Source organism: Pseudomonas sp. Pseu.R1, assembly GCF_045764065.1.
Taxonomy (GTDB): domain Bacteria; phylum Pseudomonadota; class Gammaproteobacteria; order Pseudomonadales; family Pseudomonadaceae; genus Aquipseudomonas.
This window is the reverse complement of sequence record NZ_JBJGEE020000001.1, coordinates 2,338,016-2,362,479: the sequence shown is the minus strand read 5'-3', so window position 1 is coordinate 2,362,479 and position 24,464 is coordinate 2,338,016. Positions and strand designations below refer to the sequence as shown.

At 59.5% G+C, this 24,464-nt stretch carries 23 protein-coding genes; 12 read left to right on the top strand and 11 right to left on the bottom strand.

What is annotated here, in order from left to right; all coding sequences use genetic code 11:
- Window positions 1–134: 134 nt before the first annotated feature.
- The 6 genes from ACI5GA_RS10860 to ACI5GA_RS10835 all read left to right on the top strand — a co-directional run bounded on the left by ACI5GA_RS10860 (window position 135) and on the right by ACI5GA_RS10835 (window position 5,706).
- A complete protein-coding gene (locus ACI5GA_RS10860) occupies window positions 135–992 on the top strand; it encodes a CoA transferase subunit A (protein WP_421422770.1) in 858 nt (285 codons plus the stop codon).
- On the top strand, window positions 992–1,771 hold the full coding sequence (locus tag ACI5GA_RS10855; protein ID WP_421422769.1) for a CoA-transferase subunit beta: 780 nt from the start codon (window positions 992–994) through the stop codon (window positions 1,769–1,771). The genes ACI5GA_RS10860 and ACI5GA_RS10855 overlap by 1 nt, the downstream gene beginning before the upstream one ends.
- Window positions 1,768–2,970: a 3-oxoadipyl-CoA thiolase gene (gene pcaF, locus ACI5GA_RS10850; protein WP_421422768.1), complete on the top strand. Its 1,203-nt coding sequence runs from the start codon at window positions 1,768–1,770 to the stop codon at window positions 2,968–2,970. Before ACI5GA_RS10855 ends, pcaF begins: the two co-directional genes overlap by 4 nt.
- A 188-nt stretch (window positions 2,971–3,158) precedes the next feature.
- Window positions 3,159–4,448 (top strand): MFS family transporter, encoded by a 1,290-nt coding sequence (locus ACI5GA_RS10845; RefSeq protein ID WP_421422767.1) that lies wholly within the window; start codon window positions 3,159–3,161, stop codon window positions 4,446–4,448.
- Between the two features lie 87 nt (window positions 4,449–4,535).
- The gene (gene pcaD, locus ACI5GA_RS10840; RefSeq protein WP_404635915.1) at window positions 4,536–5,324 is read left to right on the top strand and encodes a 3-oxoadipate enol-lactonase; all 789 of its coding nucleotides are present in this window, start codon (window positions 4,536–4,538) and stop codon (window positions 5,322–5,324) included.
- A gap of 34 nt (window positions 5,325–5,358) precedes the next feature.
- The gene (locus tag ACI5GA_RS10835) at window positions 5,359–5,706 is read left to right on the top strand and encodes a hypothetical protein (RefSeq protein ID WP_421422766.1); all 348 of its coding nucleotides are present in this window, start codon (window positions 5,359–5,361) and stop codon (window positions 5,704–5,706) included.
- Window positions 5,707–6,180: 474 nt separating this feature from the next.
- Here ACI5GA_RS10835 and ACI5GA_RS10830 read toward each other — a convergent pair whose 3' ends face one another.
- From ACI5GA_RS10830 to ACI5GA_RS10820, 3 genes are read right to left on the bottom strand one after another with little or no spacing between them, the layout of a single operon-like run.
- On the bottom strand, window positions 6,181–7,647 hold the full coding sequence (locus ACI5GA_RS10830) for an AdeC/AdeK/OprM family multidrug efflux complex outer membrane factor (RefSeq protein ID WP_404635921.1): 1,467 nt from the start codon (window positions 7,645–7,647) through the stop codon (window positions 6,181–6,183).
- Window positions 7,644–10,772, bottom strand: a complete 3,129-nt coding sequence (locus ACI5GA_RS10825) for an efflux RND transporter permease subunit (protein WP_421422765.1) — start codon at window positions 10,770–10,772, stop codon at window positions 7,644–7,646. Before ACI5GA_RS10825 ends, ACI5GA_RS10830 begins: the two co-directional genes overlap by 4 nt.
- A gap of 3 nt (window positions 10,773–10,775) precedes the next feature.
- A complete protein-coding gene (locus ACI5GA_RS10820; RefSeq protein WP_404635925.1) occupies window positions 10,776–11,915 on the bottom strand; it encodes an efflux RND transporter periplasmic adaptor subunit in 1,140 nt (379 codons plus the stop codon).
- Window positions 11,916–12,167: 252 nt separating this feature from the next.
- Here ACI5GA_RS10820 and ACI5GA_RS10815 point away from each other — a divergent pair, with 252 nt between their 5' ends.
- Window positions 12,168–12,815: a TetR family transcriptional regulator gene (locus ACI5GA_RS10815; RefSeq protein ID WP_404635927.1), complete on the top strand. Its 648-nt coding sequence runs from the start codon at window positions 12,168–12,170 to the stop codon at window positions 12,813–12,815.
- Between the two features lie 234 nt (window positions 12,816–13,049).
- The gene (locus ACI5GA_RS10810) at window positions 13,050–13,913 is read left to right on the top strand and encodes a cache domain-containing protein (protein WP_421422764.1); all 864 of its coding nucleotides are present in this window, start codon (window positions 13,050–13,052) and stop codon (window positions 13,911–13,913) included.
- Between the two features lie 81 nt (window positions 13,914–13,994).
- Here the strand turns inward: ACI5GA_RS10810 and ACI5GA_RS10805 are convergent, their stop codons facing one another.
- The 3 genes from ACI5GA_RS10805 to ACI5GA_RS10795 all read right to left on the bottom strand — a co-directional run bounded on the left by ACI5GA_RS10805 (window position 13,995) and on the right by ACI5GA_RS10795 (window position 16,820).
- A complete protein-coding gene (locus ACI5GA_RS10805) occupies window positions 13,995–15,500 on the bottom strand; it encodes an MDR family MFS transporter (protein WP_421422763.1) in 1,506 nt (501 codons plus the stop codon).
- A 117-nt stretch (window positions 15,501–15,617) separates the two neighbouring features.
- Window positions 15,618–15,794, bottom strand: coding sequence for a hypothetical protein (locus ACI5GA_RS10800; RefSeq protein WP_404635933.1), 177 nt, complete (start codon window positions 15,792–15,794; stop codon window positions 15,618–15,620).
- A 144-nt stretch (window positions 15,795–15,938) separates the two neighbouring features.
- Entirely contained in the window at window positions 15,939–16,820 is an 882-nt protein-coding gene (locus tag ACI5GA_RS10795; RefSeq protein ID WP_421422762.1) for a LysR substrate-binding domain-containing protein, read from the bottom strand.
- 155 nt (window positions 16,821–16,975) lie between these two features.
- Between ACI5GA_RS10795 and ACI5GA_RS10790 the strand changes: the two genes are divergently transcribed.
- Both ACI5GA_RS10790 and ACI5GA_RS10785 read left to right on the top strand, forming a co-directional pair.
- Window positions 16,976–18,610 (top strand): 5-guanidino-2-oxopentanoate decarboxylase, encoded by a 1,635-nt coding sequence (locus tag ACI5GA_RS10790; protein ID WP_421422761.1) that lies wholly within the window; start codon window positions 16,976–16,978, stop codon window positions 18,608–18,610.
- Window positions 18,607–20,067 (top strand): aldehyde dehydrogenase family protein, encoded by a 1,461-nt coding sequence (locus tag ACI5GA_RS10785; protein ID WP_421422760.1) that lies wholly within the window; start codon window positions 18,607–18,609, stop codon window positions 20,065–20,067. Before ACI5GA_RS10790 ends, ACI5GA_RS10785 begins: the two co-directional genes overlap by 4 nt.
- Here the strand turns inward: ACI5GA_RS10785 and ACI5GA_RS10780 are convergent, their stop codons facing one another.
- A complete protein-coding gene (locus ACI5GA_RS10780) occupies window positions 20,068–21,021 on the bottom strand; it encodes an AraC family transcriptional regulator (protein WP_404635941.1) in 954 nt (317 codons plus the stop codon). It abuts the gene before it with no gap.
- Between the two features lie 331 nt (window positions 21,022–21,352).
- Here ACI5GA_RS10780 and ACI5GA_RS10775 point away from each other — a divergent pair, with 331 nt between their 5' ends.
- Both ACI5GA_RS10775 and ACI5GA_RS10770 read left to right on the top strand, forming a co-directional pair.
- Window positions 21,353–21,706: an antibiotic biosynthesis monooxygenase family protein gene (locus ACI5GA_RS10775; RefSeq protein WP_404635943.1), complete on the top strand. Its 354-nt coding sequence runs from the start codon at window positions 21,353–21,355 to the stop codon at window positions 21,704–21,706.
- Between the two features lie 166 nt (window positions 21,707–21,872).
- Entirely contained in the window at window positions 21,873–22,112 is a 240-nt protein-coding gene (locus tag ACI5GA_RS10770) for a hypothetical protein (protein ID WP_421422759.1), read from the top strand.
- Here ACI5GA_RS10770 and ACI5GA_RS10765 read toward each other — a convergent pair whose 3' ends face one another.
- From ACI5GA_RS10765 to ACI5GA_RS10750, 4 genes are all read right to left on the bottom strand, one after another.
- The gene (locus tag ACI5GA_RS10765) at window positions 22,113–22,736 is read right to left on the bottom strand and encodes a flavin reductase family protein (protein WP_404635947.1); all 624 of its coding nucleotides are present in this window, start codon (window positions 22,734–22,736) and stop codon (window positions 22,113–22,115) included.
- A 183-nt stretch (window positions 22,737–22,919) separates the two neighbouring features.
- Window positions 22,920–23,399: a hypothetical protein gene (locus ACI5GA_RS10760; RefSeq protein WP_421425468.1), complete on the bottom strand. Its 480-nt coding sequence runs from the start codon at window positions 23,397–23,399 to the stop codon at window positions 22,920–22,922.
- Window positions 23,400–23,732: 333 nt separating this feature from the next.
- Window positions 23,733–23,885: a hypothetical protein gene (locus ACI5GA_RS10755; protein ID WP_404636270.1), complete on the bottom strand. Its 153-nt coding sequence runs from the start codon at window positions 23,883–23,885 to the stop codon at window positions 23,733–23,735.
- On the bottom strand, window positions 23,821–24,285 hold the full coding sequence (locus ACI5GA_RS10750) for a hypothetical protein (RefSeq protein ID WP_421422758.1): 465 nt from the start codon (window positions 24,283–24,285) through the stop codon (window positions 23,821–23,823). Before ACI5GA_RS10750 ends, ACI5GA_RS10755 begins: the two co-directional genes overlap by 65 nt.
- Between the last annotated feature and the right edge of the window lie 179 nt (window positions 24,286–24,464).

The following is a 24,464-nucleotide window of genomic DNA, read 5'->3' as shown; positions in this document are numbered from 1 at the left end:
TCTCTGTTCGATTATCGAACAGATAATCGATTATCGGATTGTTACGCCCCACGCTCAGGCATAACCTGAATCTCATCCCGGCGCTGATCGACAACGCGCCGCTCACCGATAGAGATTCGAACCTGGAGCGCCCCATGGCTGAAATTCTTTCCCTGCACGATGCCGTGAAGCAATTCGTCAACGATGGCGACACCGTTGCGCTGGAAGGCTTCACCCATCTGATTCCTACCGCAGCCGGGCATGAAATCATTCGTCAGAAGAAGAAAGACCTGACGCTGGTTCGCATGACCCCTGACTTGATCTACGACCAACTGATTGGCGCCGGCTGTGCGAAGAAGCTGATTTTTTCGTGGGGCGGTAACCCGGGTGTAGGTTCGCTGCATCGTTTGCGTGACGCCGTTGAAAAGCAATGGCCGCAACGGATGGAAATCGAAGAGCACAGCCATGCTGATCTGGCCAACGCCTATGTAGCGGGTGCATCGGGTCTGCCGTTCGCTGTCTTGCGCGCTTACGCCGGGTCCGACTTGCCCAAGGTCAACCCGCTGATCAAGTCCGTGACCTGCCCGTTCACCGGCGAAGTGTTGGCTGCCGTGCCGTCCGTGCGCCCGGATGTGACCGTGATTCACGCCCAGAAAGCCGACCGCAAAGGCAACGTGCTGCTGTGGGGCATTCTTGGCGTGCAGAAAGAAGCCGCACTGTCTGCCAAGCGCTGCATTGTCACCGTCGAAGAAATCGTCGACGACCTGAACGCGCCGATGAACGCCTGTGTGCTGCCGACTTGGGCGCTGAGTGCCGTGTGCGTCGTGCCCGGTGGTGCGCACCCTTCCTACGCTCATGGCTACTACGAGCGTGACAACCGTTTCTATCAGGCGTGGGACCCGATCGGTCGCGACCGTGAGGCATTTACTGCGTGGATCGAGGAATACATCCACGGCACCCGTGATTTCAGTGAGTTCCAGAGCAAGCTGGCCCGCGCTTCGGAGGCAAAATAATGACGTACACCACCAGTGAAATGATGACCGTGGCTGCGGCTCGCCGCCTGAAGAACGGTTCGGTCTGCTTTGTCGGCATCGGTTTGCCTTCCAAGGCCGCTAACCTCGCACGTCTGACCTCGTCGCCTGATGTCGTGTTGATCTACGAGTCCGGCCCGATTGGTGCCAAACCCAACGTGCTGCCGCTATCCATTGGCGATGGCGAGCTGGCTGAAACCGCCGACACTGTGGTCTCCACCAGTGAAATCTTCCGTTACTGGCTGCAAGGCGGCCGGGTGGATGTCGGTTTCCTCGGTGCGGCGCAGGTCGACCGCTTTGGCAACATCAACACCACCGTGGTGGGCGACTATCACAATCCGAAAGTGCGCCTGCCGGGTGCCGGTGGCGCGCCGGAAATTGCCGGGTCAGCCAAGGAAGTGCTGATCATCCTGAAGCAGTCTTCCCGCGCGTTCGTCAACAAGCTGGATTTCGTGACCTCCGTGGGGCATGGCGAGGGCGGCGATTCCCGCAAGCGCCTCGGCCTGCCGGGAGCCGGCCCGGTCGGCATCATCACCGACTTGTGCATCATGGAGCCGGAAGCGGGCACCAACGAATTCGTCGTAACTACGCTGCATCCGGGCGTCACCCGCGAACAAGTCATCGCGGCCACAGGCTGGGAGCTTCGTTTCGCGGACAACGTTGTGGTGTCTGAAGAGCCGAGCGAATACGAATTGTCTGCCCTGCGTGATCTGGAAGCGCGTACCGCTGCCGCTCACGGTCAGGCACCGGGAGAAGCATGATGCGTGAGGTCTTTATCTGCGACGCGATTCGCACCCCGATTGGCCGCTTCGGTGGCGCACTGGCCACGGTTCGTGCTGACGATCTGGCTGCATTGCCGATCAAGGCGCTGATGGAGCGCAATCCGTCGGTGAACTGGAAGGAAGTCGACGAAGTTTTCCTCGGCTGCGCCAACCAGGCCGGTGAAGACAATCGCAACGTGGCGCGTATGGCGCTGTTGCTGGCGGGCCTGCCGGAAACCGTACCGGGTGTGACCCTGAACCGCCTGTGCGCTTCGGGGCTGGATGCGGTCGGTACGGCATTCCGCGCCATTGCCTGTGGCGAAATGGACCTGGCGATTGCTGGGGGCGTCGAGTCGATGTCCCGCGCGCCGTTCGTGATGGGCAAGGCCGATACTGCCTTCGGTCGCGGCCAGAAGCTGGAAGACACGACCTTGGGCTGGCGCTTCGTCAACCCGTTGATGAAAGATCAGTACGGCGTAGAGACCATGCCGCAAACCGGTGACAACGTCGCCGAAGACTTCAAGGTGTCCCGCGAAGACCAGGACGCATTCGCGCTGCGCAGTCAGCAGCGCACGGCGGCGGCTCAGGCCAGCGGCTTTTTTGCAGAAGAAATCGTGCCAGTGCGTATCGCGCACAAGAAGGGCGAAACCCTCGTCGACAAAGACGAGCACCCACGGGCCGACACCAGCCTCGAAGCCCTGAGCAAGCTCAAACCCGTCAACGGTCCCGGTAAAACGGTCACCGCAGGCAACGCGGCGGGCCTGAATGATGGCGCGGTGGCGCTGATTCTGGCCTCGGCTGAAGCGGTCAAGAAACATGGCCTGGCCCCCCGTGCGCGCGTGTTGGGCATGGCCAGCGCGGGCGTCGAACCTCGTGTGATGGGCATTGGCCCTGTCCCGGCGGTGCGCAAACTGGTCGAGCGTCTGGGGTTGGCGGTGTCGGATTTCGATGTCATCGAACTCAACGAGGCGTTCGCCAGTCAGGGCTTGGCGGTCATGCGTGAACTGGGCATCGCGGACGATTCGCCCAAGGTCAACCCCAATGGCGGCGCCATTTCCCTCGGCCATCCGTTGGGGATGAGCGGGGCGCGTCTGGTGCTGACAGCGTTGCACCAATTGGAGAAAACCGGCGGCAGCAAAGGATTGGCGACCATGTGCGTCGGCGTAGGACAGGGCCTGGCCCTGGCAATAGAACGATAAGCGACACACGCCTGAAATCATTGAGTTTCAATCACCCGAGCCATGGACTGCCTCCACGAACAGGCAACTTCCAGGCTCGGGCGGTTGTCCTTGTGATGTCGAAGTGTTACTGCTTAAGTCTAAGTGTTTCAGGTTATGTCGTAGACTGGGCCTTCACGGCAGGTCTTTATAAAAACTGGGGAAAAATAATGACAACGACTCACTACACCGGAGAAGAAAGGAGCAAACGGATTTTTGCGATTGTAGGTGCCTCATCCGGCAACCTCGTGGAATGGTTCGACTTCTATGTCTACGCCTTCTGCGCGATCTACTTCGCACCGGCCTTCTTCCCCTCCGATGACCCAACCGTGCAATTGCTCAACACCGCAGGCGTCTTTGCTGCGGGCTTCCTGATGCGTCCCATCGGTGGCTGGCTGTTTGGCCGCGTCGCCGACAAACACGGCCGCAAGAATTCTATGATGATTTCGGTCTTGATGATGTGCGGTGGCTCGCTGGTCATCGCCTGTCTGCCAACCTACGCCGCCATCGGCGCTTGGGCGCCGTTCCTGTTGCTCGTCGCGCGCCTGTTTCAAGGCCTGTCGGTTGGGGGCGAATACGGGACCACGGCCACGTACATGAGTGAAGTCGCGTTGCGGGGGCAGCGTGGTTTCTTCGCCTCGTTCCAGTACGTGACGCTGATTGGCGGTCAGTTGCTGGCCGTACTGACCGTGGTCATCCTGCAACAATTTCTCAATGCCGATGAGCTGAAAGCCTACGGCTGGCGGATTCCGTTCGTGGTCGGAGCGATTGCGGCCGTCATTTCGCTGCTGCTGCGCCGCTCGCTGAAAGAAACCACCACCGCCGAAGTGCGTCAGGACAAGGACGCGGGCAGCATGGCTGCGCTGTTCCGCAACCACTCCGGCGCCTTCATCACTGTGTTGGGTTACACCGCCGGTGGCTCGCTGATTTTCTACACCTTCACCACGTACATGCAGAAATACCTAGTGAACACTGTGCACATGGATGCCAAGACCGCCAGTTACATCATGACCGGCGCGCTGTTCCTTTATATGTGTATGCAACCGGTGTTCGGTGCGCTGGCGGACAAGATCGGTCGTCGGGCGTCGATGTTATGGTTCGCGGGTCTGGGGACCGTGTGCACCTTCCCGATTCTGATGACCCTGAAAACCACCACCAGCCCGGTGCTGGCGTTCATCCTGATCACGTTGGCACTGGCCATCGTCAGTTTTTACACTTCGATCAGCGGTCTGGTAAAAGCCGAGATGTTCCCGGTCCACGTTCGTGCGCTGGGCGTGGGTCTGGCGTATGCGGTGGCCAACGCCATCTTTGGTGGTTCGGCAGAATTCGTGGCGCTGAGCTTCAAGAACATGGGTTCGGAAAACACGTTCTACTGGTACGTGACCGCCATGATGGCGATTGCATTCGTCTTCAGCCTGCGCCTGCCGAAGAAGCCGGAATACCTGCACGAAGATCACTGATTCAATTGCGCGCGCCTGCGATCGGGCGCGCGTCATCCATACTCTTCAATGACTTTCTCGCAAAGTGCTCAACACAAGGGAGCTGCTATGGCATTCGTACAACTTGAAGACGGCGAACTGCATTATCAGGTCGAGGGCCCTGCGGGGGCGCCGGTACTGGTTTTGTCCAATTCTCTCGGGACCGATCTGCACATGTGGGACGCGCAAATCGCCGCGCTCAGCAAGTCGTTCCGGGTCGTGCGTTACGACACTCGGGGCCATGGCAAGTCCCTCGTCACCCAAGGGCCGTACACCATCGAGCAGTTGGGGCGCGACGTGCTGGCGCTGCTCGACGTGCTGAAGATCAAGCAGGCGCATTTCTGTGGGCTGTCGATGGGCGGACTGATTGGCCAATGGCTGGCTATTCACGCCAACGACCGTCTGCACAAATTGATCCTGTGCAACACCGCCGCGAAGATTGGTGGGCCTGAAATGTGGAACCCGCGCATCGAGATGGTGGAGCAGGGTGGTGAGCAGGCGATGAAGGAATTGGGCGCAGGTGCCGTAGCGCGCTGGTTCACGCCTGATTTCGCTCGCGATCATGCCGATAAGGTCAAGCCGGTGACTGACTCGCTGGCGGCTACATCGTCTCTGGGTTATGCCGCTTGCTGTGCGGCGGTGCGTGATGCGGATTTCCGTAAACAAGTGAGTTCGATCAGCGCGCCGACGCTGATCATCTGTGGCAGTCATGACGCGGTGACGACGGTTGCCGATGGGCACTATTTGCAGAATCACATCGAGGGGGCGCAGTTGTCGGATTTCTATGCGGCGCATCTTTCCAATGTTGAGTTGGGCGAAGTGTTCACCCTGCGCGTGACGGAGTTTCTGCTGAGCTGATCAACCCCGTGCTTGCTGTCTGAAGGCGAATCTCGTGTGCCGGGGATTCGCCTTTTTCATAGGGGCCTCGTCAACACTGGCGGCCGATCCGGCTCGACGCTTGATCCAGGGTGGGGCTGAGTTCGATGCTTATGCGTTTTTGAAGCAGTTAGTCGGTGCTGACAGCGAGCGGCCTTTTCGCACCAGCGGTCCGCAACTGACCGCATTGCAGCAGGTCATGGCCCGTCTCAAAGAAGAAGGGAACGAGGGTGAGCCCGCTTACGCCGTTGCCAGAGCGGCGTTCAGCAAGGCCTTCAGCATGAGCTTCATGGTGCAGGCGTTCATGAACACTGCTCTGAGTGCGCCGGATGACGAAGACAGTCGGGAGAATGTGGAGTGGTAACGCGCGTCGCCCGAGGGGGCGAAACCCTAAATATCAGTGCACTCAACAATGGATCTGCCCCGGATTTCAGCGTCGCCAATCGCTTTAAAAGCGCGGTCCAGATATCCGGGACCATAGAATCTCTCACGTCATCCAACAAATGATTGTCCACCACGGTTTTCAGTCGTGGATGAAGGAGGAATGAACTGTCCCCGGCGCGTTGGTTGGGGGCGGTGGGCAGTGACTGAGTGGAGAGGGATATCCGGCGGGTGCACGGATATATCTGGCCAGGCATTGTTCGATACTCCAGTTCAACAACCGGGCGGAGTATGAGCGGGATATTTGTGGCGGGCTTTCAACTATCAATCATGGGACGGTCAGCGGACATAAAAAATCCGATGCCAGGGATCCGGCATCGGATTATGTGCGCCGCTTCAGGTCCGCCACCCCGATGAGCGGCCTTGCACCGCTCAGCAGGTTGTCTGCGGGTCTGAGTCAGAACATGCGCATTTCTGGCACGTCGCCCGAGGTCGGCTTTTTCTCACCGGTCGGGGTCTGTTCGTACCAGCCGCCACCCAGGGCGCGATACAGGTTCACTTCGCTGCTCAGTTGCGACAGACGATCGGTGATCAACGACTGTTGCGCGCTGAACAACTGACGCTGGGCGTCGAGGAAGGTCAGGTTGCTGTCGACGCCGATGCGATAGCGACGCTCTGCCAGGCGGTAGTAATCCTGGTTGGCGTTGACGAAGTCGTTTTGCGCCTTGAGCTGCTCGGTGAAGGTTTTGCGTGCCGCCAGACCGTCGGAGACTTCTTGGAAGCCCGTCTGAATCGCCTTCTCGTAGTTGGCGACGCTAATGTCTTTCTGGATCTTCGAGTAGTCCAGACTGGCGCGCAGACTGCCTGCGTTGAAGATCGGCAGGTTGATTTTCGGCGTGAACAGCCAGGTGCCCGATCCGCCTTTGAACAGGCCGCTCAGATCACTGCTTGCCGTCCCGGCACTGGCCGTCAGGCTGATGCTTGGGAAGAACGCAGCGCGAGCCGCGCCGATGTTGGCGTTGGCCGCTTTCAGGCTGTGTTCGGCCTGAAGGATGTCCGGACGACGCTGCAACAGTTCGGACGGCAGACCTGCTGGCATTTCGTTGAGCATGTCAGCGCTCAACGGTTGTGCGGCTGGCAGGTTGGCTGGCAGACCGGTGCCCAGCAGCAGGACGAGGTTGTTCTCGTCCTGAGCGACCAGACGCTGGTACTGGGCCAGCTTGACGCGAGCACTTTCAACCGAGGTACGCGACTGCGCCAGATCCAGCGCCGAGGCGACCCCGACTTCGTTGCTGCGCGAGGTCAGGCGCAAGCTTTCTTCAAAGGCACCGAGGGTATCCTGCGTCAGCTTCAGCAGTTCCTTGTCCGCCTGCCAGGTCAGATAGGCGTTGGCGACGTTCGCCACCAGGCTGATCTGAGTGCTGCGACGGGCCTCTTCGCTGGCGAAGTAGGTTTCCAGTGCTTGCTCGCTGAGGCTACGGACGCGACCGAACAAATCCAGCTCATAGGAGCTGACGCCCAGGCCTACCGAGTACTGACTGGTGATGCCCGCTTGACCGCTTGACGACAAGTCAGCCGGTACTCGTTGGCGGGTGCTGGTGGCATCGGCGGCTACCGCCGGGAACAGGTCTGCACGCTGGATGCGGTACTGCGCCCGGTAGGCATCGATGTTCAGGGCCGCGACACGCAGGTCGCGATTGTTACTCAGGGCCGTTTGAATCAGTTGTTGCAGGGCCGGGTCATGGAAGAACTGACGCCAGCCTTGTTCGGCAGCAGCCTGATTCGCCGCGTTGTCCGGCGAGTACGCCGGACCTTGCGGGTATTGCGCAGCCACGGGTGCAGCAGGCTGTTTGTAATCAGGGATCAACGAGCAGCCGCTAAGTACGATCGCGGTCACTGCCAGAGAGATCAGGGACTTGCTCATTGGCCAGCCTCATCGTGTGGGATGTGTTTCGGTTTGCTCTTGAACAACCCGGATACCGATACGAAGAACAGCGGTACCCAGAAGATCGCCAGGATGGTCGCGGTAATCATACCGCCGATCACGCCTGTACCGATCGAATGCTGGCTGCCCGAGCCTGCGCCGCTGGAAATGGTCAGCGGCACCACGCCGAGGATGAACGCCATGGACGTCATCACGATCGGACGCAGACGCATGCGACAGGCTTCCACTGCCGCGTCGAGCAGCGATTTGCCCTGTTCATGCAGTTCCTTGGCGAACTCGACGATCAGAATGGCGTTCTTCGCTGCCAGGCCCACCGTCACCAACAGACCTACCTGGAAGAACACGTCGTTGGACAGGCCGCGCAGACTGGTCGCCATCAGTGCACCGATGACACCCAGCGGTACCACCAGCAGAACGGCAATCGGAATCGACCAGCTTTCGTACAGCGCAGCCAGGCAAAGGAACACCACCAGAACCGAAATGGCGTACAGCGCAGGTGCCTGCGAACCGGACAGACGTTCTTCGAACGACAGGCCCGTCCACGAGTAACCGATGCCAGGCGGCAGTTGTTTGGCCAGTTGCTCGATCTCGGCCATGGCCTGACCTGTACTGTAGCCCGGCGCTGGCGTACCGAGGATTTCCTCAGCCGGAACACCGTTGTAACGCGACAGTTTTGGCGAGCCGTAGACCCACTCACCACTGGCGAAGGCATCGAACGGAACCATGGTGCCTGCGGTGTTGCGCACGTACCACTTCTTCAGGTCTTCAGGGCTCATCCGGGACTTGGGAGTACCCATGATGTACACCTTCTTCACACGACCGCGGTCGATGAAGTCATTGACGTAGTTACCGCCCATCGCGACCGATAGGGTGGTGTTGATATCCGACTGGGTTACGCCGAGGGCGCGGGCTTTCTCGTCATCGATCAGCAACTGGTACTGCGGTTCGTCTGTCAGTCCGTTCGGACGCACTCCTGCCAGGATCTTGCTTTGCGACGCCAGACCCAGCAGTTGGTTACGCGCCTGCATCAGCTTCTCATGGCCAACACCGCCCTGATCCTGCAGATACAGGTCGAAACCGGTGGCGTTACCCAGTTCCAGTACCGCTGGCGGAACCACGGCGAACGACATGGCGTCACGGAACCCGAAGAAGTGCGCCTGTGCACGCTTGGCGACTTCGAACACGCTGTTGGACGAGTCGCGCTGTTCCCACGACTTGAGCATGACGAAGCCCAAGCCCGAGCTCTGGCCCCGACCGGCGAAGTTGAAGCCGTTGACGGTAAACACCGAGTTCACGCCCGGATCGGTCAACAGGTATTCACGCATCTTGTCCAGCGTCTGCTGGGTTCGCTCGGCGGTAGAGCCAGGAGGCGTCTGAACCTGAGCGAAGATTACGCCCTGGTCTTCTTCCGGCAGAAACGCAGTCGGGATGCGGGTGAACATCCAGATCATGCCCGCGAAGATCAGCAGGTAGGCGAGGAACGCCGGAAACTTGTGACGGATCACGTTGCTGACGCCGCGCTCATAGCTTTGAACGCTGCGGTCAAAGGTGCGGTTGAACCAGCCGAAGAAGCCTTTGCGCGGCTGGCCGTGCTTTTCAGGGTCGATCGGTTTGAGCATCGTGGCGCAGAGGGCAGGGGTGAAGACCAGCGCAACCAGTACCGAAAGTGCCATGGCCGAGACCACGGTGATCGAGAACTGTCGATAAATCACACCGGTCGATCCGCCGAAGAAGGCCATAGGCAGCAGTACCGCCGACAGCACCATGGCGATACCCACCAGTGCGCCCTGGATCTGCTCCATCGATTTGCGTGTCGCTTCCCGAGGCGACAAGTGCTCCTCGGCCATGACCCGCTCGACGTTTTCCACCACGACGATGGCGTCGTCCACCAACAGGCCGATGGCCAGCACCATACCGAACATGGTCAGGGTGTTGATGGTGAAGCCAGCAGCCGCGAGGATGCCGAACGTACCCAGCAATACCACCGGTACAGTCATCGTGGTGATGACGGTGGCGCGGAAGTTCTGCAGGAACAGGTACATCACCAGGAACACCAGAACGATCGCTTCGCCCAGGGTGTGCACAACGCCGTTGATCGACTCTTTCACCACCGGGGTGGTGTCATACGGATAGACGACTTTCATCCCTGGCGGGAAGAACGGCTCCAGACGGCTCATGGTGTCGCGAATCGCCTTGGAGGTGTCCAGCGCGTTCGCACCGGTCGCCAGCTTGATTGCCAGACCCGATGCCGGTTTGCCGTTGAACTGCGCGTCGACGCTGTAGTTCTCGCCGCCCAGGCCGATGGTGGCGACGTCTTTCAGGCGCACTTGCGAGCCGTCCTGGTTGACTTTCAGCAGGATGTTGCCGAACTGCTCGGCGCTTTGCAGACGGGTCTTGCCGATGATCGTGGCGTTGAGTTGCTGGCCTTTGACCGCAGGCAGGCCGCCGATCTGACCGGAAGACACCTGAACGTTTTGCGCGGTGATCGCCGACTTCACGTCAACCGGGGTCAACTGGAAGTTGTTCAGCTTGTCCGGGTCGAGCCAGATGCGCATCGCGTACTGCGAACCGAACACCTGAAAGTCACCCACGCCAGGCGTACGAGCGATCTGGTCCTGGATGTTGGACACGATGTAGTTGGACAAGTCTTCCTTGGCCATGCTGCCGTCTTCGGACACCAGACCGATGACCAGCAGGAAGTTCTTCACCGCCTTGGTCACACGCAGACCCTGTTGCTGTACTTCTTGCGGCAGCAGCGGGGTGGCGAGGTTGAGCTTGTTCTGTACCTGAACTTGCGCGATGTCAGGGTTTGTACCCTGGTTGAAGGTTACAGTGATGGTCATGCTGCCATCAGAGTTACTTTCAGACGAGATGTAGCGCAGGTTGTCGATACCGTTCATCTGCTGCTCGATCACCTGAACCACGGTGTCCTGCACGGTCTGTGCGGACGCACCTGGGTAGGTCACCTGAATCGCGATGGCCGGTGGCGCAATGGCCGGGTACTGGTTGATCGGCAAATTGAGGATCGATAGAGCCCCGACCAGCATGATCACGAGGGCGATCACCCACGCGAAAATCGGTCGGTCGATGAAAAACTTCGACATGAATCAGTTACTCCCTTGCGCCGGTGCCGGGGCAGCTGCCTTGACGTTGGTTGCCTCGGACACCTTCACTTCTGCGCCTGGTTTGACGTACTGCAGACCTTCGGTAATCACGCGATCACCCGCACTCAGGCCCTTCTCGATGACCCAGTCGGTGCCGCTGGTGCGGTTGGCGACCAAGGTGCGCAGCTCGACTTTATTGTCCTTGTTCACGACCAGTGCAGTCGGGGTGCCTTTCAGGTCACGAGTCACGCCCTGTTGCGGAACCAGAATCGCTTGCTCGTTGACACCCGCTTGCAACTTGGCGTGCACGAACATGCCTGGCAGCAGGGTGTGGTTCGGGTTCGGGAACACGGCGCGCAGGGTGACGGAACCAGTGGTCTGGTCAACCGAGACTTCGGAGAACTCCAGCTTGCCGTCAACCGGGTACTGGCTGTTGTCTTCCAGCGTCAGTTTGACCTTGGCGGCGTTGTCGCCCGCCTTTTGCAGCTTGCCGCTTTCCAGCTCGCGGCGCAGACGCAGCATCTCGGTCGACGACTGAATGACGTCTACGTAGATCGGGTCCAGTTGTTGAATGGTGGCCATCGCATCGGCCTGACCATTGCTGACCAGCGCACCTTCCGTCACTTGCGAGCGGCCGATGCGACCGGAAATCGGTGCGTACACTTTGGTGTAGCGCAGGTTGATTTCGGCGGTCTGCACGGCGGCCTGCGCTTCACGCGCGTTGCCCACAGCGGTGTCGTATTCCTGACGGCTCACGGCTTGCTCGTTGATCAACTGCTTGTAGCGACCGGCCAGTGAACTGGTGGCATCGTAGGTCGCCTTGGCGCTGTTCAGGTTGGCTTCATAGACGGCCGGGTCGATCTGATACAGCTGCTGACCGGCTTTGACGTCGGTGCCTTCAGTGAACAGGCGTTTGAGGATGATGCCGTTGACCTGGGGACGCACTTCGGCCACGCGATACGCAGTAGTGCGACCCGGCAAATCGGAGATCAGGGTGTAAGGCTGGGGCTGGATGGTCACGACGCCGACCTGAGGGGGCGGTGGAGCAGCCGCCGCCGCTTCTTCCTTTTTACTGCATCCGCTGAGCAGCGATGCCAGGGCGGCGGCAGTGACCAGTACGGTAACAGCTGGCTTGAATTGCATGAAGATCCTCGGGTCAGGAGCAGGGCTCATGAAAAGTGGAAAGGGTGTTAATGCTTTTCCGGCTGGATAAGTAGCAAGCTAATGAATATACTTACGTTCACGGTTGTTTGTAAACACCTGTAACTGCGACAGTCCGGCGCATTGCGGGGATCGATTGCTCGCGCGGGACAAGGCATTACAAAGGCCGCCCGCTATGCTTTTCAGGCCGCTCGACCGCAGAGCCTGAAGCATTTTCATTGAGGTTTTACTGCCATGGTTCGTCGCACGAAAGAAGAAGCTCAGGAAACGCGCAGGCAGATTCTGGAAGCGGCCGAGCAGGCGTTTTTCGAGCGAGGCGTTGCGCGCACGACGTTGGCGGACATCGCGACGCTGGCAGGCGTGACCCGAGGCGCGATCTATTGGCATTTCAGCAACAAGGCCGATCTGGTGCAGGCGATGCTCGACAGCCTGCACGAGCCGCTGGAGGAAATGGCCCGCGCGAGTGAGAGCGCGGACGAAGTGGACCCTCTGGGCTGGACGCGAAAGCTTTTGGTTCATTTGTTTCAGCAAGTTGCCACGGACCCAAAAACCCGCCGCATCAATGAAATTCTTTTTCATAAATTCGAATTCACCGATGAAATGTGTGACATGCGGCGCCAGCGACAATTCGTCTGGCTAGACGCTAACGAACGCATTGCCTTGGCCTTGAGCAACGCCGCGCGTAAGGGGCAATTACCTGCCGACCTGAATCCGCAGCGGGCGGCCGTTTGCCTGCATGCTTATATACACGGCATTTTGGGCCAGTGGTTACTGGTGCCAGAGAGCTTCCCCTTGCACGAGGACGCTGAACGCCTGGTCGATACCGTGCTGGATATGCTTCGTTACAGCCCCGCTTTGCGAGATACCGCGGCGCATCGTTGAGCGCTGCTGTCTTGTCAAACGGCATTTCCCACGCCCACGCCGAGCCTGCGTGAGGATGAAGCCGACTATAACCGTGTGGCGCTTAGCCTGCACCTATACAGAGGTGCATCGTCATTGAACAGACGATTTACTCATCTTTTACCCAAATCCATCACCGCGTTCAGCAACACGACAGCCTGATTGCCATCGCGCGTCTACGCTTGCTCCCAAACCAATAAAAACGGGGTAGGTGCGATGGCGGTCGTTTCGCGATTCAAAAGCTGGAGAACAGTCGTTTTCACAGCCGTTGCCTGCGTGTTTGCAACGCAGGCCCTGGCAACCGGAGATGAAGAGCAGGAAGCAGCGGCAGCCAGAACGCTATTGGAAAAGGCCGTCGCTCATTACCGTCAGGTGGGCGACAAGGCATTGGCCGAATTTAGCCGACAGGGCGAGTTCGTCGATGGAGACCGTTATGTGTTCGTCACGGATACCAGCGGTGTGATGCTGGCCAGCGGCGGGCCGTCGGTGGTGCTGATTGGACGCGATATCTCCTCGGTGCTCGATCCCGATCTGCAAAAAGGCTTCAAACAGGTCCTACAAACCCCGGAAATTGCGGGTGTCCAGCAGGCTGAATATCGCTGGCAGAACTGGCGCGACGGTAAGGTTGAACGCAAGCGCGTGTATTTCCAGCGGGTGGGCAACCGTATTCTGGCCGTGGGTTATTACCTGCCCCGCGCCGCGCCGGAACAGGCCAGAGCCTTGCTCGACAAGGCCTCCAAAGCGCTGGAGCAAGATGAGGATGGCACCCTCGAATCCATCAACAATCTCAAGGGCGGTTTCTTGCAGGATGACCTTTATGTGTTCGTCGTCAACGTAAACACCAAACGCTACGTTGCCCACGGCACCAACCTGCGGTTGGTGAATACCGACTTCAGCAAGGTCAAGGACCCGGAAGGCAAACCGGTGGGGCTGCCGATGCTGGAGATGATCAAGAAACAGCTCGAAGGCGAATACGAATACCGCTGGCGCAATCCGGTGACCGGCAAGGTCGAGCACAAGCATGCGTACATGCGCAAAGTGGGGGATTTTCTGGTAGCGGTGGGGTATTACAGCGGTTGATTCGGGACAGCCTAAACACAGCCCCGTAGCAGTCCGACTTGCCGGACTGCTACGGGTGTTTGGCGGACGTAAAATCTGCCTTCACCGATCCTTATCCGCCCGCCCTCTGAGCAGGTTGTTCGGCATTGCCAGCGCTGCGGCCAACCCGAGCAACGAAACCCCGGCACTGATGATCAGCAGGTGCTGAAACGTCATCGCCAATTGCCCGCGCAACAGCTCCAGCGCAGGGCCGCTGACGGCATGCAGGCTGTCCATCAGCAGGTTGCCGGAGCTGCCTTCGCCGATCACGCTGCCACTGATTTGCCCAAGCCCTGTGCCCGCGAGCATGGCCAGCAACAGCGCCGACATGCTCGCCACACCGACCGCGCCACCCAGTGAGCGAAACAGGTTGGTGGTACTGGTGGCTACGCCCATGTCTTTCATCTCTACCGAATTTTGAGTGCCGACCAGTGATGTAGGGAATTGCAAGCCACTGGCGATGCCGGTAAACACCATGAACAAGCCGGTCAGGATCACGGACTGGGGCGGCGTGAAGGCGATGCCGAGGATGGCGAAGGGCATCAACAGCGCGCCAGTCAGAATGATGGGTTTGTAACGCCCGGACAGCGAGGTACGACGGCCTCCAAAGTAGGCGCCCATGGGCATGCCGATGGCCAGTGGCATCAAGTGCAGCGCCGCGATGTCAGCGCCGCCCCCCGTGACGGTCTGAAAGCGCAGCGGCAACAGCACGATGAGCGAAATGGCCTGAAAGCTGGTGAAGAAGATCGTGCACCAGCACAGCACGGCGCTGCGGTTGGCGAACAGGTGCATCGGCAGCAGCGGCTCGCGGGTGCGACGCTCGTACAGGACGAAAATCACTAGGGCCAGCAGCGCTACGCTCAATTGAAGTTGGACGCGGGGATCGCGCCAGCTGTGACCTTGGCCAATTTCCGTGATGCCGAGCAGCAAGGCCGTCAGGCCGATGATCATCAGGACCGTGCCGAGATAATCGATGATCGGTTTGCGTTGCGGAATCGGCAGCCCGATGAGCGTCTGACGCGCCACCCACCAGGCCACCAGGCCCAGAGGCAGATTGATGATGAACACCCAGCGCCACGACAGGTATTCGGTCATGAATCCGCCGAGTACCGGCCCAGCGACACTGGCCGCTGCGTACATGCTGCTGAAATAGCCTTGATAGCGACCCCGTTCGCGAGGGGGAACGATGTCGCCGATGATCGCCTGGCTGACCGACACCATGCCGCCCGCGCCGATGCCTTGCAGCACTCGCGCCAGCACCAGTTGTTCCATGCTCTGGGCCATGGCGCAGAACAGTGATGCAACGGTGAAGGTGCCCAGCCCGAACAGCATCAATCGTCGACGGCCATACAGATCGCCGAGTTTGCCGTAGATGGGCACGGCCACCGTCAGGGCCACCATATAGGCTGAAATGACCCAGGCGAGCAGGTCGAAGTCTTTGAATTGGGCGGAGATGGCGGGCATCGAGACCGCGACGATGGTCTGGTCGAGCGCGCTGAGGAAAACGGCCATCATCAGCGCGAAGAGGATGCTGCGGATGTCCGGGCGGGTTTGATTGAGGCTGGTCACGAACAGGGACTCGAACTGGCAGGTTGACCCGCCGCAACACGGCGGGAAAAGTGTGACCAGTCTAGTCCGTTAGCTAGCTAATCGATAGCGGCCTTCGGGTGAAACCTGGCGACGCGATCAGCGTAATGCACTGAAGCTGGCGTCCGTCGGTACGCAGTGACCGAACGTGCACACCACCGCTCCTCGCGGGATTTGCCGCATTTGCTCAATCCGGTAAGCACCGGCTGCATAGATGCTGAGCACCGCAGCGACAGCGACCACATACACCATTTGTCTTTTTATTGTGGTTCTCATGACGTGTACCTCGATCCGCGTACAAAAATGACTTTTTTGTCGGACAAGGTCAGTGTAGGCCCGTCGGGGCTATGATGGCGTAACGCTGGGCATTGAATGTTTTTATCGGAACGGGACAGGTGCCGACGTTATGACGATGGAACTTTAACGCGCACGCGCTTGCGCCAACAGCCAGTTGAGCAACTCTTGCATCAGCGGCGTCGCTTCAGTGCGGTTCGGGTAAACGAAATAGTATGCGGCGCCGGTCTTGAGTCTCAGCTCGAACGGCGTGACCAGCCGCCCGGCGCTCAGGTCCTCGCCGATCAGCGCCCAGTCGCCTATCGCAACGCCCGAGCCCTGTGACGCCACGGTCATGGCCAGATCCATGGTGTCGAAGTGCTGCCCTTTGCTGACGTTGTTCAGCCGCGCACCTGCGGCCTTGAGCCATTGCGCCCAGTCCTGTTCGTCCAGTGTGGGGTGCAGCAGCATGTGCCCCTCCAGATCGTCAATCTGTTGGAGTGGCTGCGGGCCTTCGAGTAGAGAGGGCGCGCACACCGGAGTGAGTTCTTCGTCCAGCAGGCGATGAACATGCATCGAATCGTCGGGATATCCGCCGTACACCACGGCCGCATCGAAGCGCTCGCGGCGGAAGTCGACGCCATGGGCAATGGTCGTGGTCAGTTCGACCGGCACATCGGGCCGCTCTTTTTGCCACTGCATCAAGCGGGGCAGCAGCCAGCGGGTGATGCAGGTCGGTGCCTTGAGTTGCAGGGCCTGTGTATGAGTGCTGACTTGATCGACGGCGTCTTCGATCAGCCCGAAGACCTGCTCGATACGCGGAAAAAACTCACGCCCCTGCGCGGTCAGGGTCAAGCCTCTGGCCTGACGATGAAACAATTGATAGCCCAGATGACTTTCAAGCCCCGCGATCTGTCGGCTCACCGCCCCTTGCGTGATGTGCAGCAACTCCGCCGCCCGTGTGAAATTGCAGCAGCGGGCAACCACCAGAAAGGTGTGCAGGGCGGGGAGTGGGGGCAGGCGTTTCATGCGTGACTGAAGCCATGAGCTGAGAACATGGCTAAGCATGACATTTTTTGCGTTGTCACTGATACGGCCCCGCGGTTCCAATGGCGCGCAGATGCGTAGTTTCCCAGACACGCAGTTTCGAAGACGATTTCAAGAACGAACAAGGGTCCAGACACATGGCGACGTGCGGCGAAGTATTGGTCAAGCTCCTCGAAGGGTATGGGGTCGAACAAGTGTTCGGTATTCCGGGCGTACATACCGTGGAGTTGTATCGCGGATTGGCTCGGTCGTCGATCAATCACATCACGCCGCGCCATGAGCAGGGTGCAGGGTTTATGGCCGATGGCTACGCGCGCACCCGTGGCAAACCGGGTGTTTGCTTCATCATCACCGGCCCTGGTATGACCAACATTACAACAGCGATGGGCCAGGCTTACGCGGACTCGATTCCGATGCTGGTGATTTCCAGTGTTCAATCTCGCGGCCAATTGGGTGGCGGTCGCGGCAAACTGCACGAGCTCCCCGCTCAAGGCGCGATGATCGCGGGCGTGGCGGCGTTTTCTCACACCCTGATGTCGGCTGACGAATTGCCCGCCGTTCTGGCGCGCGCCTTTGCTGTTTTTCTGGCCGGTCGCCCACGGCCGGTGCACATCGAAATCCCGCTGGACGTGATGGTCGAAAACGCCGACCACCTGCTCGGCAGCCAGCCGGTGTCGATCACCCGCGCAGGCCCGGCGCCTGCCGCCATCAAACAAATGGCCGGTTTGCTCGCGCAGGCCAAGCGCCCGCTGATCCTTGCCGGTGGCGGTGCCATCGATGCCGCGCCTGCGCTGACACAACTGGCCGAAGCCCTTGAGGCGCCGGTCGCGCTGACCATCAACGCCAAAGGCATGCTGCCGTCGAATCACCCACTGTTGATCGGCTCCGCCCAAGCCCTTGATCCGACTCGCGAAATCATCGAGGGCGCCGACGTGGTGCTGGCCATCGGCACCGAATTGGCCGAGACCGATTACGACATCACGTTCCAAGGCCATTTCAAGATCCCCGGTACGCTGCTGCGCATCGACATCGACCCCGATCAGACCGTGCGCAATTTCCCGCCGACGGTTGCGCTGGTGTCTGATGCGCAGACCGCCGCCGAGGCGTTGGTCACGGCGCTGGCGGATGAAACATTGAGTGAGCGCAGCGGGGACTGGGGCCGGGCACGCGCCGCGCAATTGAAATCGACGCTGGACGCGATTTGGGACGAAGCTACGCGCGGCCAGACCCTGTTCCTGCAAACCGTGCTCGACGTGCTGCCGGATGTGGTGATCGTCGGCGACTCCACCCAGCCGGTCTACACCGGCAACCTGACGCTGGACCTGGACAAGCCGCGTCGCTGGTTCAACTCGTCCACGGGCTACGGCACCCTCGGCTACGCCCTGCCTGCCGCCGTGGGCGCCTGGCTGGGCAGTCAGGATTCAGGCGAACGCAATCCGGTGGCCTGCCTGATCGGCGATGGCGGTCTGCAATTCACCCTCTCGGAACTGGCCAGTGCCGTTGAGGCGCGCACGCCCATCATCGTCCTGCTGTGGAATAACCAGGGTTACGAAGAGATCAAGAAATACATGGTCAACCGCGCCATCGAGCCGGTGGGTGTGGACATATACACCCCTGATTTCATCGGCGTCGCCAAGGCATTGGGCTGCGCAGCCGAGGCGGTCAGCGGCGTCGAGCAATTGAAAGCCGCATTGAGTGCGGCGAGCGATCGGCAAGGGCCGAGCGTGATCGAAATCGACCAGCGCGGCTGGATGAACGGGTTGAAAGCATGAGTGAGGCAGCAGTGGTAAATCCGGTTTTGCAGGGGCTGTACATCGACGGACTGTGGCGCGCGGGCGGTGAGCAACTGACCGTGATCAATCCCTCGACGGAGGAGCGTCTGGCCATCGTGACGGGCGGTGATGCGGGGGCGGTGGACGACGCCGTGCAAGCAGCACGCTTGGCGTTTGGCGCCTGGTCGAAAACCACGGGTGCCGCGCGGGCGATGATCCTGCGCAAGATCGCTTCAGGCGTCGCCGCCAAGCGCGAACATTTGATGACGTTGCAGTCGACCAACAACGGCAAGCCCGGTTTCGAGGCGGCCATCGATGTTGATGATGTGATCGCGACGTTCAACTATTACGCCGATTTGGCGGAAGCGGCTGATGGCCAACAAAACCGTGCAGTGGAACTGCCGAGCGAGGACTTCACCGCGCGCTTGCGCCGCGAGCCGTGTGGCATCGTCGGGCTGATCGTGCCGTGGAATTTTCCGATGGTGACCACCGCGTGGAAACTGGCTCCAGCATTGGCCGCGGGTTGCTGCGTGGTGCTCAAACCGTCTGAAGTCACGCCACTGGCCGAGTTGGAATTGGCCCGGATCATTGCCGAGAGCGGCCTGCCCAACGGTGTGTTCAATGTGGTGTGTGGCACCGGTCTGGCGGTCGGCGCGCCGATGTCCGAACACCCTGACATCGCCAAAGTCTCGTTCACCGGCAGTAACGCCGTGGGTGTGCAAGTGATGCAGCGCGCGGCGGAAACCGTGAAAGGCGTGAGCCTGGAGTTGGGTGGCAAATCGTCGCTCTTGGTCATGGCCGATGCCGATCTGGAGCTGGCTGTGGAGTTGGCCAGTGGCGGCGGCTATTTCAACGCGGGGCAGATGTGCTCGGCGACCAGTCGCGTGCTGGTCGCGCAGGAACTGCTGGAGCCTTTCTTGCAGCGCCTCGTCGCCAAGGCGCAGTCGATCAAGGTGGCCGGCCCGCTGGAAAAAGGCACGGAGATGGGGCCCTTGGTCAATCAGGCGCAATACCAGCGCGTGATCAACCACATCGAAGCCGGAAAGAACGCAGGCGCGCGACTGCTGTGTGGTGGTAAGCGCCCGGCTGGTCAGACTCGGGGTTACTTCCTGGAGCCAGCGGTGTTCAGCCAGGTGCCGCTGGACAGTGCCTTGTGGTGTGAAGAAATCTTCGGGCCGGTGCTGTGTGTCCGGGGCTTCAACTCGGAGGCCGAAGCCATCGCGCTGGCCAACGACAGCCAGTTTGGATTGGTGGCCAGTGTGGTCAGCGGCGACGGCGCGACGGCGGATCGCGTCGCCAATGCCCTGCAGGCAGGCATGGTATGGATAAACTCGCCGCAGGTGATTTTCCCGCAGACCTCATGGGGCGGCTTCAAGCAGAGCAGTCTGGGCCGCGAGTTGGGGCCTTGGGGCATGCAAGCGTTTCAGGAGATCAAGCACGTGGTGCGTGCGGTCTGATCACAGCGTCTTGCGCAGGCGCGCCAGATCCCGCAACGGGGGCGCGCCGAACAGACGGCTGTACTCGCGGCTGAACTGGGACGGGCTTTCATAGCCCACCCGGTAGCCAGCCGCCGACGCCTCAAGCCCGTCCGCCAACATCAGGCGGCGGGCCTCCTGTAAACGCAGCTGCTTCTGATACTGCAACGGACTCATGGCCGTGACGGCCTTGAAACGATGGTGCAGCGTCGAAACGCTCAGGTTCACTTCACGCGCCAGCTCTTCGATGCGCAGCGGTTGCTGGAAGTTGTCGTTCAGCCACTTGATTGCTTGGGTGACACGATGGGTCTGGCAATTGGAGATCGCTATTTCGTACAGCCGATAGCCTTCGCTCCCACGCAAGAGGCGGTAAAGGATTTCACGGGTGATCAACGGCGCCAGCATGGGAATGTCTTTCGGACTGTCCAGCAAGCGAATCAGGCGGATGACCGCATCGAGCAGTTGTGAGTCGATGCGTTCGACGTACATCCCGCGACCGCTGGGTCGGGTCGGCACACTCATCGGACCTGCTTCGGCAATCAAGGCATTGATGTCTGCCGGGTCAATGTCCATGCGCATCGCCAGATGCGGCTCTTCGGGGGTGGCATAAATAACCTTGCCGCTGATGGGCAGGGCAACGGAGAGCACCAGATAATTCAGCGGGTCGTAGGTAAACAATTCCCCGCCCAGGGTCACGTCCTTGCGCCCTTGGGCCATGATGCACAGCGCCGGTTGCACCAAACCGGGCACCGATTGCTGTGGGTGATCATGGCGGACCATGAACAGTGATTTGATCACGGTCTGAAAGCTGCCGTCGGTCGGCGCATGGCGGCGAATCAGGTCAGCCAGTTCGATACGCTGTTGCTCCATTTGCGCGCTCAGTTCCGGCGCGGGAGGGGCGTCTGGCAAGGCAGGCGCGATGGCGGTCGGCAGCATGGGAAAGTCCTCTGGTGGAGCATTGATGCAGCACAGCTTATTTTTGTGCAATCGCGAGCGTTAGGCGGATCCTGTCGGATGATTGCCTGATTCTGCCCCGGCTTCACGTCTGTTACGACGAAGTGCCCTGTTCAACGGGGTCGATTGCTTGAAAGTCCCGTTGTGAGCGCCTCGAAAACCGCACGTTCGTACAAGCCCTTGACTATTGTCCGCGCAGAATCAGGCAATAACCGGGCAGTATTTGGCTATCGGGAGTGGCTCCTCGGCCCCTAATCTTCACTTCCAGCCGCAAAGCCAATTCTCCGTTGCGGCGTCAACGCAGGAGCACACCATGCACAGCACTTCCGTCGTGAGCCACATCGTCTGCGTGCGCGCCAGTGCCGGAAACAGCGCGCAATTGGGCGCGCGTTTGAGCGCGTTAATTGGCCCGTCCTCCAAAACCGCAGGCTGCCTGCACTTCGCCCTGCAAAAGTCCATGACCCAGGATGACGTGTGGGTCATCAATGGGTGGTGGGCGGATCAGTCCGCGATGAACGACTGGTTCGCTTCCCCGGATTTGAAAGTGTTTGCCGAGTTGATGAATGAGCGCCTGGTCAGGAGTCTGGATTTTCAGACCTTTGCCAGTGTGACGGCGGCTCAGGCAAAAAGCGCTTATGAGTACCCAGATAGGCGGATGGCGGGCTAACGAGGCCTGGCCGCGCCCCTAGCAATCCGGCAAGCCGGACTGCTACAAGGGGGGGGGCTGTAAAGCCAGCCTGCTACGCCAGCGGTCTCGTCACCGAGGAGTGAGCAGATCGGGGGACGAACGTTTAAAATCCTCGCCTTATTTCTTCAGGGCAGGAGCTCCACCCATGGCACGCAAAGAATTCCAACATTACGAAGCCGTCTCCGCCGCCATTCCCGGCGACGGTGGCTATAGCGCTGCGATCGCGATCAAGGGCTTGGGCGCTGGCGGTGCTCCGGCGTTTCATCGTGTACTGGCCGATCAAACCTTCAAAACCGCGATGGCCGCCGATCTGGCAGCCGTCGAGGAATTGGAGCGTCTGATCGATGTCACCTCCGAAGGCGAGTTGATGTTCGCCCAGGATTGATCAGGCCTTTGGCCGGTACATCTTGAATAGCGACTCAGGGCCCAACTGGAAGTAATCGGCCGGTCCACCCCCGCGCAAGATCGGCTCACCGGCAGCCGTGTCGTAAATGCCGTCCTTGAGCAGCCGCTTGGCGATGTGAATTGCCACCACCTCTCCCAGTATCAACCAGCTCGGCACGACTTCTTTGTCGGCGCGTTGTAGTTGGATGATCTGCGTCACCTTGCACTCGAATGCCACGGGCGTTTCCTTCACTCGTGGCACCGACACGATGCGCGACGGTTCGGCAGTGAGACCGGCCAGTTCGAATTCATTCACCTCTGATCCGACTGGCGCGCAACTGAGGTTCATCTGCTCGGCCAGCGGGCGCGTGGCCAGGTTCCAGACGAACTCGCCGGTTTGCTCGATGTTGTTCAGGCTGTCTTTGCGACCAATGCTGCAGAAACCAATGATCGGTGGTACGTAGTTGAAGGCGTTGAAGAAGCTGTACGGCGCCAGATTGAGCGTGCCTTGTGCGTCGTGAGACGAAATCCAGCCGATGGGACGAGGACCGACGATAGCGTTGAACGGATCGTGAGGCAGACCGTGCCCCTTGGAGGGTTCGTAGAAATGAATATCGTCTGACATGGTTCAGTTCCTGATAGCGGGCGTAAACGGCAGGGTGGGCAATGGCGGCAGCCTGCGGAAAATGAAGGCGACCATAGTGCTCGGCATCGTCGCGGGATGCCAGCTATTCGACAGGCAAAAAAAAGCCCGACATCAGTCGGGCTACAAAGGGAGTTTCGGGAGGTGGAACAATGAAACGGTGTATCAGCTGACGCGGTTTGCACCAACGTGGTCAGCACCGTCAGCAGCCAAACGGTTGGCACCGACGTGATCAGCGCCATCAGCGGCCTGGCGGTTTGCACCGACGTGGTCGGCACCATCAGCGGCCAAGCGGTTGGCACCGACGTGATCAGCGCCATCAGCGGCCTGGCGGTTTGCGCCGACGTGGTCAGCACCGTCAGCAGCCAAGCGGTTGGCACCGACGTGATCAGCGCCATCAGCGGCCTGGCGGTTTGCACCGACGTGGTCGGCACCGTCAGCAGCCAGACGGTTGGCGCCTACGTGATCCGAACCATCGGAAGCCTGACGATAAGAACCGGTGTGCGAAGCATTGGTGTGAGAAGAACCACCTTCAGCAACAACAGTGCTGTTAATAACAGAGTGACTATCGGAAACAGGCAGAGCGAATGCGCTCGACGCCAGAATCGAAAGACCAAGACCAAAAACAAGATTTGAAGTTTTCATGATGTTTGCTCCAGCAAAGTTCAATAATTTTTTCAACTTGGGTATGGAGCTAATGTTACGCGCGCACGGATTAAGTAGAAGTTAACAAGATTGCTAACGACCATCGCCAAAAATGATAGTTGGCTGAAACGCCCGGTTTTAAAGCATTCCAGAGGGTTTTGATCTGAAATGGGGCAATTTCTGTCAAAATCGACAGATTCGCCGCTTGACAAAATTGTTGCTTCGTGAGCTTTGTTTTTTTTCGACTAGTGTTGCGTGATCGCGCAAGATTCACGGTATCGATGCTTCGATAGCGAAAAAATTGGGATCGAGTGAGCCGATTTGAGAGGGAAGTCAGTAGATACGCGGGGTGTAACGTTTTGTTTCGCCAGAAAAAATCAAGCCCGGCGAAAGCCGGGCCAGGGAAGGAACCGATGACACGTTAGCTGATACGGTTCGCACCCACATGGTCAGCACCATCAGCAGCCAGACGATTTGCACCAACATGGTCAGCACCGTCAGCAGCAACGCGGTTAGCACCAACATGGTCGGCACCGTCAGCAGCAACGCGGTTAGCACCTACGTGGTCAGCACCGTCAGCAGCAACGCGGTTAGCACCTACGTGGTCAGCGCCGTCAGCAGCAACACGATTAGCACCTACGTGGTCAGCGCCGTCAGCAGCAACGCGGTTGGCACCCACGTGGTCAGCGCCGTCAGCAGCAACGCGGTTGGCACCTACGTGATCGGCACCGTCAGCAGCGACACGACCGATGTTAGTGTGGGAAGAACCGTTTTCAGCAACAACAGGGGCATTGATTTGTTTGTTGGCTTCTATGGCTGGAAGTGCAAAAGCGCTGCTAGCCAGAATCGAGAAAGCCAGGCCGAAGATCAGTTTGTTAGTTTTCATGGTAGTTGCTCCAGATCGATTTAGTGAGTGGGTAACTCGGTATGGAGTTAACTTTACTCGGCTCTGGATCATTAAGAAGTCAATCGCATTGGTAGCGATCATCGCTGAAATTGATATTAGGAAAAGCCGTTGATGATTCAGCCACTTAGCTGCCATGGCAGCGAAAAAAAGGGCAGCTC

Bases quoted from the DNA above. Each gene is read 5' to 3' on its own strand.
- ACI5GA_RS10790 (WP_421422761.1), top strand. From the start codon at position 16,976: ATGGCGACGTGCGGCGAAGTATTGGTCAAGCTCCTCGAAGGGTATGGG.
- ACI5GA_RS10855 (WP_421422769.1), top strand. From the start codon at position 992: ATGACGTACACCACCAGTGAAATGATGACCGTGGCTGCGGCTCGCCGC.
- ACI5GA_RS10750 (WP_421422758.1), bottom strand. From the start codon at position 24,285: ATGAAAACTAACAAACTGATCTTCGGCCTGGCTTTCTCGATTCTGGCT.
- ACI5GA_RS10765 (WP_404635947.1), bottom strand. From the start codon at position 22,736: ATGTCAGACGATATTCATTTCTACGAACCCTCCAAGGGGCACGGTCTG.
- pcaD (WP_404635915.1), top strand. From the start codon at position 4,536: ATGGCATTCGTACAACTTGAAGACGGCGAACTGCATTATCAGGTCGAG.
- ACI5GA_RS10780 (WP_404635941.1), bottom strand. From the start codon at position 21,021: ATGCTGCCGACCGCCATCGCGCCTGCCTTGCCAGACGCCCCTCCCGCG.
- pcaF (WP_421422768.1), top strand. From the start codon at position 1,768: ATGATGCGTGAGGTCTTTATCTGCGACGCGATTCGCACCCCGATTGGC.
- ACI5GA_RS10775 (WP_404635943.1), top strand. From the start codon at position 21,353: ATGCACAGCACTTCCGTCGTGAGCCACATCGTCTGCGTGCGCGCCAGT.
- ACI5GA_RS10800 (WP_404635933.1), bottom strand. From the start codon at position 15,794: ATGAGAACCACAATAAAAAGACAAATGGTGTATGTGGTCGCTGTCGCT.
- ACI5GA_RS10810 (WP_421422764.1), top strand. From the start codon at position 13,050: ATGGCGGTCGTTTCGCGATTCAAAAGCTGGAGAACAGTCGTTTTCACA.
- ACI5GA_RS10755 (WP_404636270.1), bottom strand. From the start codon at position 23,885: ATGTTGGTGCAAATCGTCTGGCTGCTGATGGTGCTGACCATGTGGGTG.
- ACI5GA_RS10815 (WP_404635927.1), top strand. From the start codon at position 12,168: ATGGTTCGTCGCACGAAAGAAGAAGCTCAGGAAACGCGCAGGCAGATT.
- ACI5GA_RS10860 (WP_421422770.1), top strand. From the start codon at position 135: ATGGCTGAAATTCTTTCCCTGCACGATGCCGTGAAGCAATTCGTCAAC.
- ACI5GA_RS10785 (WP_421422760.1), top strand. From the start codon at position 18,607: ATGAGTGAGGCAGCAGTGGTAAATCCGGTTTTGCAGGGGCTGTACATC.
- ACI5GA_RS10825 (WP_421422765.1), bottom strand. From the start codon at position 10,772: ATGTCGAAGTTTTTCATCGACCGACCGATTTTCGCGTGGGTGATCGCC.
- ACI5GA_RS10845 (WP_421422767.1), top strand. From the start codon at position 3,159: ATGACAACGACTCACTACACCGGAGAAGAAAGGAGCAAACGGATTTTT.
- ACI5GA_RS10760 (WP_421425468.1), bottom strand. From the start codon at position 23,399: ATGAAAACTTCAAATCTTGTTTTTGGTCTTGGTCTTTCGATTCTGGCG.
- ACI5GA_RS10795 (WP_421422762.1), bottom strand. From the start codon at position 16,820: ATGAAACGCCTGCCCCCACTCCCCGCCCTGCACACCTTTCTGGTGGTT.
- ACI5GA_RS10830 (WP_404635921.1), bottom strand. From the start codon at position 7,647: ATGAGCAAGTCCCTGATCTCTCTGGCAGTGACCGCGATCGTACTTAGC.
- ACI5GA_RS10770 (WP_421422759.1), top strand. From the start codon at position 21,873: ATGGCACGCAAAGAATTCCAACATTACGAAGCCGTCTCCGCCGCCATT.
- ACI5GA_RS10820 (WP_404635925.1), bottom strand. From the start codon at position 11,915: ATGCAATTCAAGCCAGCTGTTACCGTACTGGTCACTGCCGCCGCCCTG.